The organism is Paenibacillus sp. JNU01, from assembly GCF_059130585.1.
This window is the reverse complement of the sequence record NZ_CP169723.1, coordinates 5,035,149-5,051,544: the sequence shown is the minus strand read 5'-3', so window position 1 is coordinate 5,051,544 and position 16,396 is coordinate 5,035,149. Positions and strand designations below refer to the sequence as shown.

At 47.2% G+C, this 16,396-nt stretch carries 12 protein-coding genes; 4 read left to right on the top strand and 8 right to left on the bottom strand.

The features are described 5' to 3' along the window. Window positions 1-4 precede the first annotated feature (4 nt). From NLBNIHML_RS22005 to NLBNIHML_RS21995, 3 genes are all read right to left on the bottom strand, one after another. Entirely contained in the window at window positions 5-430 is a 426-nt protein-coding gene (locus tag NLBNIHML_RS22005) for a hypothetical protein (RefSeq protein ID WP_339239766.1), read from the bottom strand. A gap of 403 nt (window positions 431-833) precedes the next feature. Then, a complete protein-coding gene (locus tag NLBNIHML_RS22000; protein ID WP_494352756.1) occupies window positions 834-1,571 on the bottom strand; it encodes an SDR family oxidoreductase in 738 nt (245 codons plus the stop codon). A gap of 17 nt (window positions 1,572-1,588) precedes the next feature. After that, window positions 1,589-1,873: an Atu4866 domain-containing protein gene (locus NLBNIHML_RS21995; RefSeq protein WP_339239761.1), complete on the bottom strand. Its 285-nt coding sequence runs from the start codon at window positions 1,871-1,873 to the stop codon at window positions 1,589-1,591. Between the two features lie 162 nt (window positions 1,874-2,035). Here NLBNIHML_RS21995 and NLBNIHML_RS21990 point away from each other — a divergent pair, with 162 nt between their 5' ends. Continuing rightward, window positions 2,036-2,968, top strand: a complete 933-nt coding sequence (locus NLBNIHML_RS21990; RefSeq protein ID WP_494352755.1) for an AraC family transcriptional regulator — start codon at window positions 2,036-2,038, stop codon at window positions 2,966-2,968. On the opposite strand, the gene NLBNIHML_RS21985 is transcribed toward NLBNIHML_RS21990, so the two are convergent. The 3 genes from NLBNIHML_RS21985 to nirB form a co-directional block, all read right to left on the bottom strand. After that, window positions 2,931-3,788 carry a hypothetical protein gene (locus NLBNIHML_RS21985; RefSeq protein WP_494352754.1) on the bottom strand — a complete coding sequence of 286 codons (858 nt, stop codon included), beginning with the start codon at window positions 3,786-3,788 and terminating at the stop codon, window positions 2,931-2,933. The genes NLBNIHML_RS21990 and NLBNIHML_RS21985 overlap by 38 nt on opposite strands. A 146-nt stretch (window positions 3,789-3,934) precedes the next feature. After that, entirely contained in the window at window positions 3,935-6,067 is a 2,133-nt protein-coding gene (nasC, locus tag NLBNIHML_RS21980; RefSeq protein WP_494352753.1) for an assimilatory nitrate reductase catalytic subunit NasC, read from the bottom strand. A 39-nt stretch (window positions 6,068-6,106) separates the two neighbouring features. Then, complete coding sequence (gene nirB / locus NLBNIHML_RS21975; protein ID WP_494352752.1) at window positions 6,107-8,275, bottom strand: nitrite reductase large subunit NirB; 2,169 nt, start codon at window positions 8,273-8,275, stop codon at window positions 6,107-6,109. A gap of 425 nt (window positions 8,276-8,700) precedes the next feature. Here nirB and NLBNIHML_RS21970 point away from each other — a divergent pair, with 425 nt between their 5' ends. After that, the gene (locus NLBNIHML_RS21970) at window positions 8,701-9,930 is read left to right on the top strand and encodes a nitrate/nitrite transporter (protein WP_339261308.1); all 1,230 of its coding nucleotides are present in this window, start codon (window positions 8,701-8,703) and stop codon (window positions 9,928-9,930) included. A gap of 123 nt (window positions 9,931-10,053) precedes the next feature. Here NLBNIHML_RS21970 and fabF read toward each other — a convergent pair whose 3' ends face one another. Next, window positions 10,054-11,292 carry a beta-ketoacyl-ACP synthase II gene (fabF, locus tag NLBNIHML_RS21965; RefSeq protein ID WP_339239747.1) on the bottom strand — a complete coding sequence of 413 codons (1,239 nt, stop codon included), beginning with the start codon at window positions 11,290-11,292 and terminating at the stop codon, window positions 10,054-10,056. 139 nt (window positions 11,293-11,431) lie between these two features. On the opposite strand from fabF, the gene NLBNIHML_RS21960 reads away from it, so the two are divergent. Continuing rightward, a complete protein-coding gene (locus tag NLBNIHML_RS21960; RefSeq protein WP_339239744.1) occupies window positions 11,432-12,295 on the top strand; it encodes a helix-turn-helix transcriptional regulator in 864 nt (287 codons plus the stop codon). 135 nt (window positions 12,296-12,430) lie between these two features. Next, complete coding sequence (locus NLBNIHML_RS21955; protein ID WP_339239740.1) at window positions 12,431-13,105, top strand: response regulator transcription factor; 675 nt, start codon at window positions 12,431-12,433, stop codon at window positions 13,103-13,105. A 21-nt stretch (window positions 13,106-13,126) separates the two neighbouring features. Here the strand turns inward: NLBNIHML_RS21955 and NLBNIHML_RS21950 are convergent, their stop codons facing one another. Further along, a complete protein-coding gene (locus NLBNIHML_RS21950) occupies window positions 13,127-16,351 on the bottom strand; it encodes a hybrid sensor histidine kinase/response regulator (protein WP_494352751.1) in 3,225 nt (1,074 codons plus the stop codon). Window positions 16,352-16,396: the final 45 nt, after the last annotated feature.

Sequence of the window (16,396 nt, the reverse complement as noted above, 5' to 3'; positions counted from 1 at the left end):
CTCTCTACCACAGACGTCCGGCAAGCATTGTAAATCGGATAAACACCACGTTGTCGCCGTCTTGTATCAAAATTGACTTGTCCAGTTCCTGCAATTCTTCATCGTTGAGAAACACTTTGTACAATCCATCCTCATAGGCAGTTATAGCTGTCTCCATCGCGCCATTCAGATCAGGAACACCCTCATTGTATACTGCGCCAAACCCGACTTTCCCCGCCGCTCCCTGCGCTTCAATATCATCCGGCATCAGGTAGGCGAGCAATTCCGCCTGTTGCTTCTTGTCCTGAAGAGCTTTTACTTGCAGAGCCACCATATTTTCAATGAGCTGCCTTAGCGTATGAGTTGTTTCCGGAAGTTCAGCAGCTTGCTTGGCAAGTACCGGTTTGCGCTTACCCAGACTTTTTACCGTTATCCATATGTTCACTGTCATGCCCCCTCTGTCCCGCCCTATTTGAAGAAGCTTCCATAAGCCCCGATATCTATACCACGATGCGTAATAACCTAAACTCACAATGGCGATCTATCCCAAAATAAAATTAAAAATACGTACATATGTACCCCTAATGAACATCATAACTAAAATTCAATCCATATTCATGAGCCAATCCTCATGTTTACGTGGAACCACGGAACTATGAACTACTTGCGTACATATACGCAAAATCAGCTAATACACTCTTTCTGGATTGCCCCCATGTTAAATTCTTCTATCTTACTGTTGATAGCATTAGTGGTTGGTCACCCTGAAATATGAACCAAGTTGTTTATAAGGTACAAAAAGACGCCCCAACCGTATATATGGTAGGAGCGTCTTCGGAATCTTACAGCGAGGTTTAAACTAAGCTTGCAGTGGGTCTTACCACAATTTCATTCACATCCACCTCAGCCGACTGGTTGATCGCATATAGTATGCTTTGAGCGATAGCCGTAGCTGGAATGGATATGCTCCGATAATCTTTCATAAACTCCCGTGCTCCATGATCAGAGATGGATTCGGCAAGTTCGGATTCAGTCACACCTGGCGATACAAGGGTCACGCGGATATCTGAGCCTACCTCCTGTCGCAGACCCTCCGAGATCGCCCGGACAGCGTACTTGGTTGCACAATATACTGCGGCTGTTGGTGTCACGGCATAAGCTCCAATGGAAGCGATATTAACAAACTGTCCGAAACCCTGTTCTTTCATAACGGGCAGCCCAGCTGCAATACCGTGTAGAACACCCCGAATATTAACATCAATCATACGATTCCACTCGTCCACTTTTAGTGCTTCAAGGGTTGATAGTGGCATGACCCCGGCATTATTAACTATCACATCCAAACGTCCATAACGACTGAGCGCAAGCTCTACGATCGTTTGCATGTCTTCCAGCTGTGTAACATCAAGGGCATGATATTCTACTGAACCACCTTCCGAGCGAATGGCGGAAGCCAGCACCTCTAGGCGATCCACTCGTCTTGCACCAATAACAACATGTGCTCCCTGCTCTGCTAACAGACGCGCTGTTGCCTCCCCAATTCCGCTGCTTGCACCCGTGATTACAACGACTTTCCCTTTTACATTAAACATATCGACTTCTCTCCCTATTAGGTATTTGATTGTGCATCTTCTCTGTACAGAACCATGCCTGCATGATAAAGCACGCCTTCCTTAAAGTCTCCATCCGCAGTAAAGCCAGTATCATCCACATATTCAATATGATCTCCTTCGACTACATATCGACCTTGGTACGCACTTTGCCTATCTCCCCGTGATTCGTCATAACGACCGGAAGGAAGCAGTTCATGTCGGATGTACCCGTCCTTCGTCACCCACATTCCTACATACGGGTGCTCCAATTCTGGTCTGTCTTCTGATCTATTACCTGCCATATTTCCACGTCACTCCTTTCTGTTGCCAACAGATTCAATTGCTTAATTTCATTATGTAGTCGATCAGTCTCTGTACGATAGAAGAATCCCACAGTATTCTTGCCTATTCGTCCAACGCATTTTAAAATGGTTATGAGTATCAGGAAAGGGGGCCTGCAATCCATGCTATCCAAAACGGAACAGGGTACAGCTATTATTGAGCAGCAACAGGAATTGGCCCGCTTAATCGGTCGTTTCGCCCACGATGACGGGATTCATCTAACAGCAATTCCTTCGCTTGCTTTGATCCGTGCTTCCCAGGTTTCAGAGCCCATTCATACCGTGCACGAACCCGCCTTGTGCATTGTGGCCCAAGGTTCCAAACTGGTTATTCTCGGACAAGAGAGCTATACCTATGACTCTTCACAGTATCTGGTCGCTTCCATAAACTTGCCTATTTCAGGACAAGTGGTACAGGCAACGACAGAACACCCTTATCTCTGCTTACGATTTGATTTTGATTCGGGGCAGGTTTTTGATCTTGTTCAAGATTCTCCTTCCGCACACACCAAATCCAACAACTCAACACGTCGTGGGTTGTTTGTAAGCTCAAACAAACCTCCGCTTCTGGAAGCCGTAATCCGATTGGTCAGATTGCTGGATACACCTGAAGATATACCTGCACTTGCACCCCTTATGACTCGTGAGATTCTATATCGCCTGATTCAGGATGAACACGGACATTCCATCAGGCAGTTTGCAGTCCAAAACAGTCATGCACAGCATATCGCCCAAGTCATTGAAGTCATTCACTCCGAATACGCCCATCCACTGCGAATCGAGCAATTGGCTTCCATGATTAACATGAGTACGTCCTCATTGCATTATCATTTCAAAGCCGTTACCGCCATGAGCCCACTGCAATATCAAAAACAGATTCGATTGCAGGAGGCCCGGCGAATGTTACTTGCAGGTTCAACCGATGCGGCCGATGCGGCATTCCAGGTTGGATACGAGAGTCCTTCCCAGTTCAGTCGGGAGTACGCCCGCATGTATGGCCTTCCTCCTAAAAGTGATATCAAGCGCCTTCGCCATACACTCCAGATCGAGGGCTAAATTCAAGGAAAAAGCCAGCTCTCAACAAATATGAGGGCTGGCTTTCTTGTAATTGTAATTGCTGATGAAATGAAAAAATCTTTGACCCTCCAAGCACCTTATCTTCAATGACCGGCGCCGGTATTTCTCTAATCTCAATCGATTCTTCCGGAGCAAAGCTCTGGATCTTCATCGGGATAGAATCCAAATGCTTGTACTCTTCGGTCTTGGTTGGTCTGGTTACAATTTCACCGTTTTTGTCTTTCTGATAAATCACACGTTGCGTCGGTATACCCGTATTTACATCAATGGTTACCACTTCCTTGTGGAGTGCGTCTTCAGAAACAGCCTTTTGCTCGTTACGCTCTGTAGCAGAACGGGAGTGTGTTCCCGCAGTTTCCAGTACGGTCCAATCCTGACCTTGTAATTCTTCTTTAGCATTCTCCAACAGCGAGTTCTGTAGCAACTTCTCATTTTCAGCAGCTATGTTGTCCGGCATGGTCCAAGTGTTCCCAACCAATTTTCCCGTCTCAAAATCTCGACCATATGAAGTGATTTTCTTACCACCATCTTCAATAATCATTTTGTAATGAAGCTGGTTATCACGGTATTCCTCAGTGACTTCTGTCAAATTCACACGGTCCCGATAGCGAACGATATATGATCCGTCTTCAAACGATTCCTTAATATAATCCACCTTACCCTGGGTCGCCTTAAGTGCTGCTGCTTCAACATCGCTTTGAGCACTAACGATAGACGGCTTGTTCAAGTACATGTAGCCACATACAGATGCAGCTACCAGTGGTAGGGTGAGTAGTGAAACCAATGTTTTCTTTTTCAAAGGTTTGACCACCTCTTATTTAGTCAGTATATATTCTTAACGCTTTATTCTACTTTTAAGTTCCAGTCATTTACATATCCGTTCTCGAAGTTAGCATTAGAGCAGCTTATGATGCCTGGAAACCTGTATGCTGAAACCTGTATGGATTATTTGGCTAATCGCAATGGTCGAATGGTTACTGCCGCCGTCTTGAATCCGGGCATACGGCAGAACGGGTCCAGTTCCGGTCGGGTTGCCCGATTCACATTTTGAACACCACCCCAATGCATCGGCACAAACAAGGTATCCTGCCGAATGGAATCCTTGATGCGCGAACGAACCGTGAAACTTCCGTACTCCGATTGTATCTCTACCCACTCTCCATCGTGAATACGATGACGGGCAGCGGTAACCGGATGAAGCTCAACGAAGTTCTCCAATTCACGAGCTGCAAGTGCCGGACTGCGATGCGTCTGCACCCCTGTAAGATAATGAGGGAGCACACGTCCGTTGGTAAGAATTAAGGGGAATTCCGGTGATATATCATTCCACCCCAGGCTTGACTCACATGTGAATGCCGCTTTGCCATCGGGATGTGCGAATCGATCACCGAATAACAGGCCTTCTCCTTGCTCTTCAAGGGAAGAACACGGCCAGTATACCCCTTTCTCGTTACGCAAACGCTCATAGGTAATGCCATAGTAATCAGCCACTCCACCACGGCTCGCCAACCGAAGCTCATTAAAGATATCCTCAGCAGTGTCATATTCAAAGTAAGAAACTTTACCCAATTGCGCGGCAATCCGGCATAAGATATCCCAATCATCGAGCGTTTCGCCTGGCGCAGGCCGTCCCTGTTCACGGAGCAGAACACGCCCCTCCAGATTGGTCAGTGTACCTTCATTCTCCATATAAGAGGTAACCGGAAGAACCAGATCCGCCATTCGTGCAGTCTCGGACAGAAACATATCTGCCACAATCAGAAAATCCAGCTTACGCAAACCTTCTTCCACCAAACGCACATTAGGATTGGATACAACCGGATTGGAGCCCATTACAAGCAAAGCCCGAATCTCCTGGTCATGAACTTTCTCCATCATCTCGTAGGCCGAGACTCCTTTACCCGGTAAACTTGCAGGGTCCACGCCCCAGATCGATGCCACATAGGCACGATCAGCTTCATTTTCAATCGATCGATAGCCCGGCAGCTGGTCAGCCTTCTGCCCATGCTCCCGTCCGCCCTGCCCGTTTCCCTGACCTGTGATCGCACCATATCCACAGCCTTCTCGGCCAATTTTGCCAGTCGCTAACACCAGGTTGAGAAAATGCCTGACGGCCATATGTCCATCCGTCTGTTGCTCCACGCCACGTGCTGTCATGATCATGCCTGTCTCTGCCTCACCATAGGCCAGTGCAGCCTGACGAATCAGGGCCAGATCGACTCCACATGCTAGTGCCGACTGTTCGAGTTGGAGATCAGCCAACCCTTGTATCAATTGCTCGTATCCATGCGTTCGTTCTCCTATAAAATGAGGGTCCACCAATCCGGCATCGATTATTATTTTTAACATGGTATCCGCCAACAAGGCATCCGTTCCGGGCTTTACCTGCAAGTGAAGATCGGCAATCGCAGCGGTTGCCGTCTTACGGGGATCGATAACGATGAGAAAGGCCCCATTCTCCTTCGCCTGATTAAAGTACGGCAAGAGTGTAGGTTGGCATTCTGCGATATTGGTTCCGGCAAGTATAATACAGCCCGCTTTCGGTATATCGGACAGGCGGAACGTTAGTCCTCGGTCCATTCCAAATACTTTACTTCCGGCCGAAGCGGCAGCTGACATACAGAATCGTCCATTATAGTCGATATATTTCGTCCCCAAAGCAACCCTGGCGAACTTGCCGAGCAGATAGGCTGACTCATTTGTTAAAGATCCGCCTCCGTATACTCCAACCGTATCTGCTCCGTATGAATCTTTCAAGTTCTGAAACCGCTGTGCGATGGTCTGAATGGCCTCTTCCCAGGAACAGGGTTCAAGCTCACCATTGCGACGAATCAGCGGATGCATTAATCGTTGACCACTGAGCGCATGCTGATGAGCATTCATACCCTTCACACACAGCCTGCCCTGAGAAGCTTCATTCGGAACGCCTTGGACCGTATATTCCGCTCGGCTCTGACCTGCAACAGGTGCGGCCAGCTCTTCAACTGTCATCTTGCATTGCACACTGCAATATGGACACTGTGTTTCTTTTACATACAGCTTGGATACCGCCATTTCCGAAGTTATCGATAATTCCATTTTCCCATCCCTGCCTTTCAGCTGTAATACTGATCCGTTTCAGACGGTGCCCTGCACCGCGGGAGATTCAAGAAATTGCTTCATCGGGGATGCTGAAGCCACATCCCGCTCATATTGATGAATCGCAACAAGTTCCTTCTGTAGTTGGTCATCCAGCAGCGTTTCCCGGATCGTCATGAATCCCATTCGCTCGGTCCATGCCCATAAAGGCTCATCATACCAAGCGGTTTGGCGATACCATTGAAGGCAGGCTGATGCAAGCATAGCCGCTTGCATCTCTGTCTCAGCCACCCCAAGCAACTCACCTTCCTTCACCGGATGCTCTGCATGACCACCTGCATAGATCTCCCATCCAGCTGGTGAAGCCAGCAAACCAATATCCTGAACCAGTACGCTCACTAATGACCCCGGCCCTGGTGCAACCCCAATATTCACGGATGACGGCATCACTGCACCGATCCAACTGGCACGAAGCTGCGCAGCCAACCTACTGACATCTCTGGCATAGGATGACGACGGGATATGATTATCCCAGCGTACCTGGACCTCTGAGTGCCCTTCGATCTCTCGTGCAACTATCGTTCCACCGGATACTTGCAAGTAATAGTGGATCACTGGACGACATACAGCACAGCCAAGCTTCGAACCCCAACCCAACTTCTGCAAGATCAAAGGTAGATCTGTATTCGGAACAACGATGTCAGCCAGCATTTCCTTCAGTTCTGCATGCCCAAGCGCCGTACAACTGCATACAGACATTGGAGCAGGTTTATCTGGTGTGGCTTCCACTCCAGTACCCCCGTTATTTTTCAGGTTATGCGTATGTTTCAACAGTGCAGCCACCATCGGGCGACAGCCACCACATGAACCAGAAGCCTTCGTCTGTTCCTTCACCTGATCTGCCGTCTCGAGGCCCTGTTCCTGAATCGCCTTCATAATGGCAGCCTTGGTCACATTGTTACAGGCACATACGGTCTCCTGAACTGGTAATGCCGCAGCAGCCATCTCAGCCGGGTCTGGGGCCCCTTCACGCGGAGCCAATTCCGCTACATCCGCACCTCGTTGCACAAGTCCAAGCAACGACGTTCCTTCGGTTGTATCTCCAAATAAGATGGCTCCTCGCACTTTTCCAGCCTGCATCAGTACCTTTTTGTATGTGCCTTGAATGCCATCCAGATGTTGAATTGCGGTCTGTACACCTTCACCACTAATCTCGCCGGCTGAGAAAACATCAACTCCCGATACCTTCAACTGTGAGTAGGGAATCGATCCTTTGTATTCATGCGTTTCCCGTCCACAGAGCGTACGTGCAAGCACCTTCCCCTGTTCGTATAAGGGGGCCACCAGACCATAACTGATTCCCCGATGTTCGGCACATTCCCCAACTGCATATATATCCGGTACATTGGTGCGCATATAGTCATCTACCACAATTGCCCGATTTGTAGCAATTCCACTTCGTCTGGCGAGATCCACATTTGGCCGAATGCCTACAGCGACAATGATAACCTGAGCTTCAAGCTTGGAACCATCTGTGAACAGCAACCCCTGCGCCTGTGATCGTCCGGTAATTTTCTGCGTGTTTTTGGACAAAAGAAAGGACATACCCTGGTCTTCAAGCTGCTTCTGAAGCATCGCAGCTGCTTTTTGATCCAACTGTCGGTTCATAATGTAAGGTGCATTATGAATCACCACAGCTTCCATCCCCAGATGCAGCAACCCACGTGCAGCCTCCAGTCCAAGTAATCCACCCCCAATAACGGCGGCCTTGCGAAATTCTCTGGAATAGTCGGACATACGCATACAATCATCAATGGTTCGGAAGGACATGACCCGCTCTTTATCCACTCCTGGAATCGGTGGAATAAACGGTGAAGACCCTGTCGCCAGAATCAAGACATCATATGTTTCTCTTAGGCCGGATTCAGTCTCTATATATTTCCCTCGGGTATCAATTCGGTGTACCGTCTCACCTGTGCATAGCCGGATTTGATGCTCGGCATACCAGCCCCAGTCATTGATTATGATATCCTGTAGCGAATGCTCCCCCTGCAATACTTTTGATAACATGATCCGATTGTAATTGGGACGGGGTTCATTGCCGTAGATTACAATCTCATACGTATCAGGCTCCAGTGCGATGATCTCTTCAACACACTTCATTCCTGCCATGCCATTCCCGATAATCACCAGTTTGCTTCTGCTCATGGGCTGCCCCCTATCTCTCTCACCTGAAAATAAACAGAAAAATCCCTTCTCCATCATTCGGAAAAGGGCACCGTTGCCTCCGGAATCCACACGCCATTGTGTGGATTCATATTAGATTCAGATTAAGGGAATCCAAATACAATGTCAATATAATTAACATCAAAACCACGAAACACGATCAAAAAAAGAATTAATTAAAATTACGTGTAATTTTTGTTGACATGACCATTTTCTCTTGCTTATAATTTGAATCAAAATCACAGTGCTGTGATCAACTCAGATGCGGGAACACAATGACGTGTACCGCCTGTCGGCAACGGGGCCGCAAATCGTTCTGATCTGGACGAATTGCGGCCTTTTTCTGCCTCAACAAGCACATAGACAAATTACGAAGATCTTAATTGGATGAGGAGCGATGATGGATGATGGAGAGCAAAAGTTTTTGGAAAAGCGGGCATAAGCCCACCCTGTTCGGGGCGTTTATGTACTTTGACATCAGTTTTATGATATGGGGGATGCTGGGTCCACTCGCAGTTGTCATCGCATTGGACTATCCGATGACTCCATTGGAAAAGGCCAATCTGGTCGCATTGCCTATTCTTGGCGGCTCCATCCTGCGACTTGTACTCGGCTTCATGTCTGATTATATCGGTCCGAAACTAACCGCACAGATCGGGATGCTCGTCACTCTGGTTCCCTTATTACTCGGCTGGTTATGGGTTGACTCCTTAAGCCAGCTTTACGTGGTGGCACTCTTGCTGGGTGTGGCTGGTGCCTCCTTTGCTGCTGCATTGCCGCTGGCGGGCCAATGGTATGGCAAAGAGCACCAGGGTCTTGCCATGGGTATCGCCGGGGCGGGTAACAGCGGAACCGTACTCGCGACGTTGTTTGCCAATCGCTTGGCTACGCATTTTGGCAGCTGGGAAGTTGTGTTCGGACTTGCTATTATCCCGATTGCTCTCGTATTTATTCTCTTTTCTCTCTTTGCCAAGAATAGTCCTAACCGGCCTGAGCCCAAAAAATTGTCCCAATATGGAAGTCTGCTTAAACAAAAAGATGCTTGGGTGTTCTGTGCCTTCTATTGTGTAACCTTTGGCGGCTTCGTTGGATTATGTAACTATCTAACCATCTTCTTCAACACCCAGTATGGACTTTCACCTGTTCGAGCCGCAGATATTACCACCTTCTGTGTCATTGCAGGCAGCTTCTTCCGGCCTGTAGGGGGTTATCTGGCAGACAAAATTGGTGGAACCCGCATGCTGACTTTCCTTTATACAGGAGCCTGCGTCATGTTGATTGGAGTATCCTTCATGCCACCACTTCCTGTTGTAGTGGTCATGCTGTTCCTCGGTATGATGTGTTTGGGAGCTGGAAATGGATCCGTGTTCCAACTGGTTCCGCAACGCTTCGGTAACGAGATTGGCCTGATGACAGGCATTGTAGGCGCGGCTGGCGGGTTGGGCGGATACGCACTGCCGCTGATTCTCGGTCAACTGTATAGCAGCTACCAATCCTACACTCCAGGCTTCGTCATTCTTAGCCTGATTGCTGCAGCTTCCCTGTTCCTTGTTCTCTTCATGCAATCCCGCTGGCGTGTAAGCTGGTTGAGTCGGGGCAGCAAAGGCTTAGCGGAATCAACGCCTCTCTCTTCGTAAGGCATGCAAACACTTGCCTGTTAATAGGGTTCCGTGATACGAATGATTCGCGTATAACCAAAGGAACAGCGTGGCCTCACCAGGCTGCGCTGTTCCTTTGGTTATTTCAGCTGTTCTTTTAGCTTAAGAAGAATATTTTTGAAGAACAATCACCGCATTATGACCGCCAAAACCAAAGGAATTGGACATTCCAATCCGCAAATCTGCTCTTCTTGCCTCATTGGGTACATAGTCCAGATCACATTCAGGGTCACTCTGCTCCTGATTGATGGTTGGAGGAATGATGCCATGACGCAAACTTTGAATAAGTGAGATCGCCTCCGCACCACCAGCTGCACCAAGCATATGTCCTGTCATGGACTTATTCGCTGTGACCGGAACATCATAGGCAGCTTCCCCGAAAAGTTGCTTAATCGCTCTCGTCTCAGAGAGATCGCCCGCCTCCGTACTGGTGGCATGAGCATTAATTACATCGATGTCTTCAGGTTCAATCTGAGCTTCTTTAAGCGCTGCTTTCATTGCCAGATATGCCCCCCGTCCTTCCGGGTGGGTTGCTACCATATGATATGCATCTGAACTGGCACCATATCCAATTACTTCGGCAAGAATATTTGCCCCTCGTTCCAGTGCATGAGATAGTGACTCAACAACCAGAATCCCAGCGCCCTCCGCCATGACAAAACCGTCTCTCCCCGCATCAAATGGACGGCTTGCTGCATGGAACGCTTCATTTCTTGTTGACAACGCTGTCGCATTACCGAAGCTTGCCAGTGACACTTCAGTTACAGCGGCTTCTGTCCCGCCAGCAATAATGACATCGGCTCCACCATGACGAATAAGACGGAAAGCCTCTCCAATGGCTGTATTGCCAATGGAACAAGCGGTTACTGGCGACAATGTCGGCCCCCAGCAACCAAACCTCATACTAACCATAGCTGCAGCCATATTGGATATCATCATAGGTACGAGTGTTGGACTGACTCTCGCAGGTCCCCGATCAGACAGGACCTTGCCTTGTTCCATCAATGTCTGAATTCCGCCTATTCCTGAACCAATATATACACCTACCCGTTCGCGATCCAGTTCGTCCATCACAAGACCCGATTGGGATACTGCCTGGTCCGCAGCAGCAACAGCGAATTGAACGAAGCGGTCCATACGCCTTGCTTCCTTGCGTCCAAATTGCTCTTCACCATCAAAATCACGGACCACACCAGCGATTCTGGTTTTATAGGAAGCTGTATCAAAATGTTCTATTGTTGATATTCCTGATCTACCCTCAATTAATCCATTCCAGAATGTATGTACATCATTTCCCAAAGGAGAGATGACTCCCATACCTGTAATGACGACTCGTTCCATATCCATCCTCCTTCAGCGCTGTTATCTTCCTTCATTCTTACGCTATGCCACTAATAGTGCACTTTTGAATATCCTATTACAAGTTGTCAATTATAATAGTATAATGACTACCATGATAACGAGGACGGAAGGTGATGGATTGAACTACGATGTCAGGTTACAGGCATTGTCTACTTTTCTAAAAACACAGCGTTCCAAAATTTCTCCCGAATCTGTCGGTTTACCCACTGGAAGCCGGCGCAGAACGCCTGGTTTGAGGAGAGAAGAGGTTTCCCAACTGGCAGGTGTAAGTACAACATGGTATACCTGGCTTGAACAAGGTCGGGATATTCAGGTATCCCATTCGGTTTTGGACAACATCGCTTCAGCACTAAGACTTACTGCGGATGAGCGAAAATATCTGTTTTCACTTGCCATGGAACATCACTCCGAACTGCCGACACTGGAAGAAGAACCTGTTCAACTTCACCCTTCCTTGCAGAAAATTTTGCAAGAGCTTCATCACTGCCCTACCGTGATCTCGGATCGGCGTTGTTACATTGTTGGCTGGAATGATGCAGCCCGGCATGTTTTTATGGATTTTGAACAGATTGCCCCCGAACAGCGGAATATGATCAGTCTGTTATTTGATCGAAAGGAGTTTCGCAGGCTCGCGGTGAACTGGGAGGATTTTGTTAGCGGATTTCTGGCGATATTTCGTGCTTATTATGGTCAGTATGTTGATGATGAATGGTATAATTTATTTTTGGACGACATGATGAACAGACATCACGATTTTCACACCCTTTGGAAACAAAGCAGCGTCAGCAGTGCCCCGGACGTATTAATCGAATTCAGGCACTCCAAAGCAGGCAAAATGTTGTTTGATCTGACTTCGTTGCAGGTTCAGGGTAGTTCCGATCTGCGTTGCAGTGTCTACACCCCTGCACCAGAGACAGCCACCGAGCGCAAACTGATGCGCCTGATCGAGCGTGAAGCTCATCCACATTTGGGCGAGCAATAAACCAGATTCTCTCACCTTCTTGGAGTCATGTTAGAGTCTTGACATCCTCATGCAGCCTGTTTTAAATATCAGGTATATTAAGTTAATCCATGGATCTTAATCCTTCTACAAGAAGGGGGTTCAGAAAGGAATATCATGACGAAAGTGCTTATCATAGAGGACGACAACATGTTAGGCGATACATTATCCTTGTATTTACAAGGTGAAGGGTATGATGTTACCCGTGTCGATAACGCAAGAGATGGTCTTCTACAGCTTCAAGCGCGGCCTGATATCCTGCTTCTTGACTTGCTGCTCCCTGATTCGGGTAATAAGAATCCTTGTTCTCTCATGCGCCAACATACGGCAATCCCCATCATTGTCATCTCTTCGTTAACCGAAGTATCCGAACGTATTCGATCATTAACAGATGGGGCTGATGACTATGTATGTAAACCTTTCAGCATGCAGGAACTGAAAGCACGTATTGAGGCTGTATTGCGTCGTTACGCCATATTGAACAGCTCTATTGTCACTGAACAGGAAACTGGAATATCTCTCGATCTGGCGCGAAGAACCGTTCTGTTAAATAACCAGCGAGTGGAGATGACATTTTCCGAATTTGAGATCATGAAGCTGTTTATCCTCAATCCTGGCAAGGTCTACAGCCGGTATGCCCTGATTGAAGCCATTCGTGGTATTGATGCCGGCATTAATGATCGCACCATCGATGTGCACATTACCAAGCTTCGCAAAAAAATCGAGAACAATCCGAAAAACCCCCAATACATTCAAACCATCTGGGGGGTCGGATATAAGTTTACTCCTTAAAATAATATAACTTTATTCAGGTCACCATGGCAGAGACCCGGTAATTTTATCAATTTCCTGTTGCACCTTCTCTAATACCGAGTTTAGTGCCTTTTCTTCGAGTAACGGATCGGATAAGAGCAGCTCCAGCTGGAGAACCGTACACATCAGGTCCACTGCATGCAGATTCGCAGCTACGCCTCGAAGAGAATGAACATTACGGATTACTTCAGTAATCTGCTGTTGCTGAAGCTGTGCCGCCAGCTTTTGCTGAAACGAACCATACTCCGTCCTGAATTTCGTAAGCGCATATTGCAGAATATGCGGCTTGCCGTCCATCTGTCTAATGGCCTTATCTGAATCGATTCCATTGATATCTCTTATGCCTTTTAGATCAATCCATATGTCCAACATATCTGCGATCTGTTGTTCCTGTATGGGCTTAGTCAGGATTGCATTCATGCCCGCTTCAAGATATAGCTCATCGTCCCTTTTTAAAGCATTCGCTGTAAGCGCGATAATGGGTGTACGGTCATATTTCCTCATCTTGCGAATGTGCCTTGCTGCATCAATACCATTCATATCTGGCATTAAGAGATCCATCAGAATCAGTTCCCATGTTTGTTCGTGCAATTTCTCCAAAACCTCTGTGCCACTGTCTGCTACCGTCACCTTGAATCCGATATGCTCCAGCATGGCCCGAATGGCCAATTGATTGATTTCATGATCTTCAGCTATCAGAATGTGGCCTTTCAGGTTACGCGAATGGAACTCGTCGCCTTCGCTCATCCGCTTGTCCTCTAATGGCCCTTCACCCTGAAGTGCAAGTAACACTTCGAACAATCCCAGACGTGTAATCGGTTTGATCATCATGAGATCCGGGCGAAAGGATCTCTCCTCACTCCACAGGGCATTTTCACTAAAGGCATGGGTATAACCCACCATCTGAAATTTGGTTCGATTCAATCGCTTCATCAGGTTGTTCCAAGGTAAACGATGGTGTGCGTGTGCTGCATCCATATTTATCATCAATAATATTGAACTTATCCCCTCTGCCTTTGGTATACACCAATCACTTTCCATCATATGGTTCAACGAAGGATACAGCTTCGGCTTCATCCCGAATGAGTGGAGGATCTGCTTCAAATTCGCACCCATTCGTTCATCTTCCTCAACGATCACCACATCATCCGCGTAATATAGAAGAGGGTATGTTTGCAGAAAGGAACTTTCTTCTTCCGATTCTGCCAGTTCAAATATCAAGTCGAATGAGAACAGACTGTACTCTCCCAGAACACTATCCACCTGCAGACTTCCTCCCAAGGAGGTCACCAGAAGATAACAGATGACCAGCCCAAGACCAGAACCACCATATGTTCGATACGTTGAAGGTTCCGCTTGAGTAAACGGGACAAAAAGCCGTGCCAATTGTTCGGGTGAGATTCCGATTCCCGTGTCCTCTACCTCAAAACGGACCTGAACTTGCTCCGCCTCCAATGAAAGCACCTCTGCCTGCAACGTCACATATCCATGCTCCGTAAATTTAATTGCATTGCTCAGCAGATTCAATAACACCTGTTCAAGTCGGAAGGGATCACCAATCACCGTTAACGGCAGATCGGGATCGGTTGTAAAGATCACTTCGATATCTTTGTGCCCGATGGCCACACCGACCTGATCTGCCACACGTTTGATCACATCCTCCGGTGAAAAAGAAACCTTCTCCAAAATCAGCTTGCCTGCCTCAATTTTCGAAAAATCAAGAATATCATTTACGAGGGCAAGCAAGGTTTGGGAGGACGCATTAATTTTACTCAAATAATCCTTCTGTTGTGGAGATAGATCTGTTCGTTGAAGCAACAACGAAAAGCTGATAATGCCGCTCAGTGGGGTACGAATCTCGTGGCTCATGAATGCGAGAAACTCACTCTTCGCCTGACTTGCTTTGTCAGCCTTAACACGTCTATAGTGATCCGAAATGTCACGAATGACTGCCTTAATTTTCTCACTTGAGTTTAGTCCTTTGACAGGGTACAGGTGAACCCGAACATGCTGCTCATGAGCTTCTCCAATGATGAAACTTAATTCCGTATCCTGGGCTATATTGTGATGCAAGGCTTTTTGGAAAATGAACAACCAGTTATCCAACTGCTCAATGAACAATAATTCTTCAAGCTGACGACCAAGCACTTCCTGCCTGCTGAGACCGAGCACATCCAGAAATTTCTGATTAACCGACACAATACACCTGTTGCTGTCCATACCGACGAACCAGTCTGCCGACACGCGCTCAAGTGTTCGATATCGCTCTTCACTTTCTTGAATCCTTCGTTTAACCGCTCTGTGTTCCGTGATATCGAGTCCATATCCCACGACATATTTCACAACCCCCTCTTCTCGAAGAGGGCGAATTTTCACCAGGGAATAGAACCCTTCATGCTCAATCTCGTAAAAAAAAGATTCCCCTTCCCAGGCCCGGTTAAACTGCTTTCGCAGAAATTCTACCTTTTCCTGAGGTAAAATGTTCAATGTACCCAGCTTATAGTCTTGCTTCAGACTATTCATATCCAAGCCCAGTCGGGAGAGCATCTCCCCTTCAAGCAGAAGGTACTCGAATTTCCCATTCTGTTTATGAATTTTAAACGTAAAACCCGGCTGCATCCGAAGCATCTCCAGCATTTCCTGATCCCTTTGAATGACCAATCTTCTATATCGATGATTTTGGTTCAGATAGTACAGGAATAATATAACGAAGAGCATGCAGATACCTTGAAAAAGGAGAATCTGTCCCAACATTAGCAGAGAAGGAGAATATATCTTTAGTACGAAAAACTCATACACAGTTATCAGCAGCAACGCTCCAGACAACCACTTTTGCATAAATCCCTTAACATACTGAAAGATCAGGCATACGGCTACAACAAATAACAACTCTGCCAACGCATACTGCCAGTTCTCCAACAAAGGATTACGCCCCATATTAATGCGAAAAATCCACATGAATGCAAAAGTAACAAAGGCAGAGCCAGTTCCACCAAAATAAGCGGCGAGCAGATATACACTGGCCCGGAAATTCAACAATGTTCCATCCTCAAGCACAATAGAGAAATAATAGAGCGCCGTACCCAACATGCTCAGTGTAATACCAATAATGATCCGAGTCGTGATGGATGTAGAACGGGTAGCATTGGTTTGGTTCAGATAGTGATGAGTCAGGAAAACAAAGATCAAAATTAGCGTGAAATTTAACACAAGATCGCGTAGCAAATGGTCACCGTCCACATTACGACTTCAGGATTTCATGCATTCAAT

Excerpts from the sequence above, each read along its gene's own strand:
- NLBNIHML_RS22005 (WP_339239766.1), bottom strand. The coding sequence starts at position 430 with ATGACAGTGAACATATGGATAACGGTAAAAAGTCTGGGTAAGCGCAAA.
- NLBNIHML_RS22000 (WP_494352756.1), bottom strand. The coding sequence starts at position 1,571 with ATGTTTAATGTAAAAGGGAAAGTCGTTGTAATCACGGGTGCAAGCAGC.
- NLBNIHML_RS21995 (WP_339239761.1), bottom strand. The coding sequence starts at position 1,873 with ATGGCAGGTAATAGATCAGAAGACAGACCAGAATTGGAGCACCCGTAT.
- NLBNIHML_RS21990 (WP_494352755.1), top strand. The coding sequence starts at position 2,036 with ATGCTATCCAAAACGGAACAGGGTACAGCTATTATTGAGCAGCAACAG.
- nasC (WP_494352753.1), bottom strand. The coding sequence starts at position 6,067 with ATGGAATTATCGATAACTTCGGAAATGGCGGTATCCAAGCTGTATGTA.
- nirB (WP_494352752.1), bottom strand. The coding sequence starts at position 8,275 with ATGAGCAGAAGCAAACTGGTGATTATCGGGAATGGCATGGCAGGAATG.
- NLBNIHML_RS21970 (WP_339261308.1), top strand. The coding sequence starts at position 8,701 with ATGGAGAGCAAAAGTTTTTGGAAAAGCGGGCATAAGCCCACCCTGTTC.
- fabF (WP_339239747.1), bottom strand. The coding sequence starts at position 11,292 with ATGGAACGAGTCGTCATTACAGGTATGGGAGTCATCTCTCCTTTGGGA.
- NLBNIHML_RS21955 (WP_339239740.1), top strand. The coding sequence starts at position 12,431 with ATGACGAAAGTGCTTATCATAGAGGACGACAACATGTTAGGCGATACA.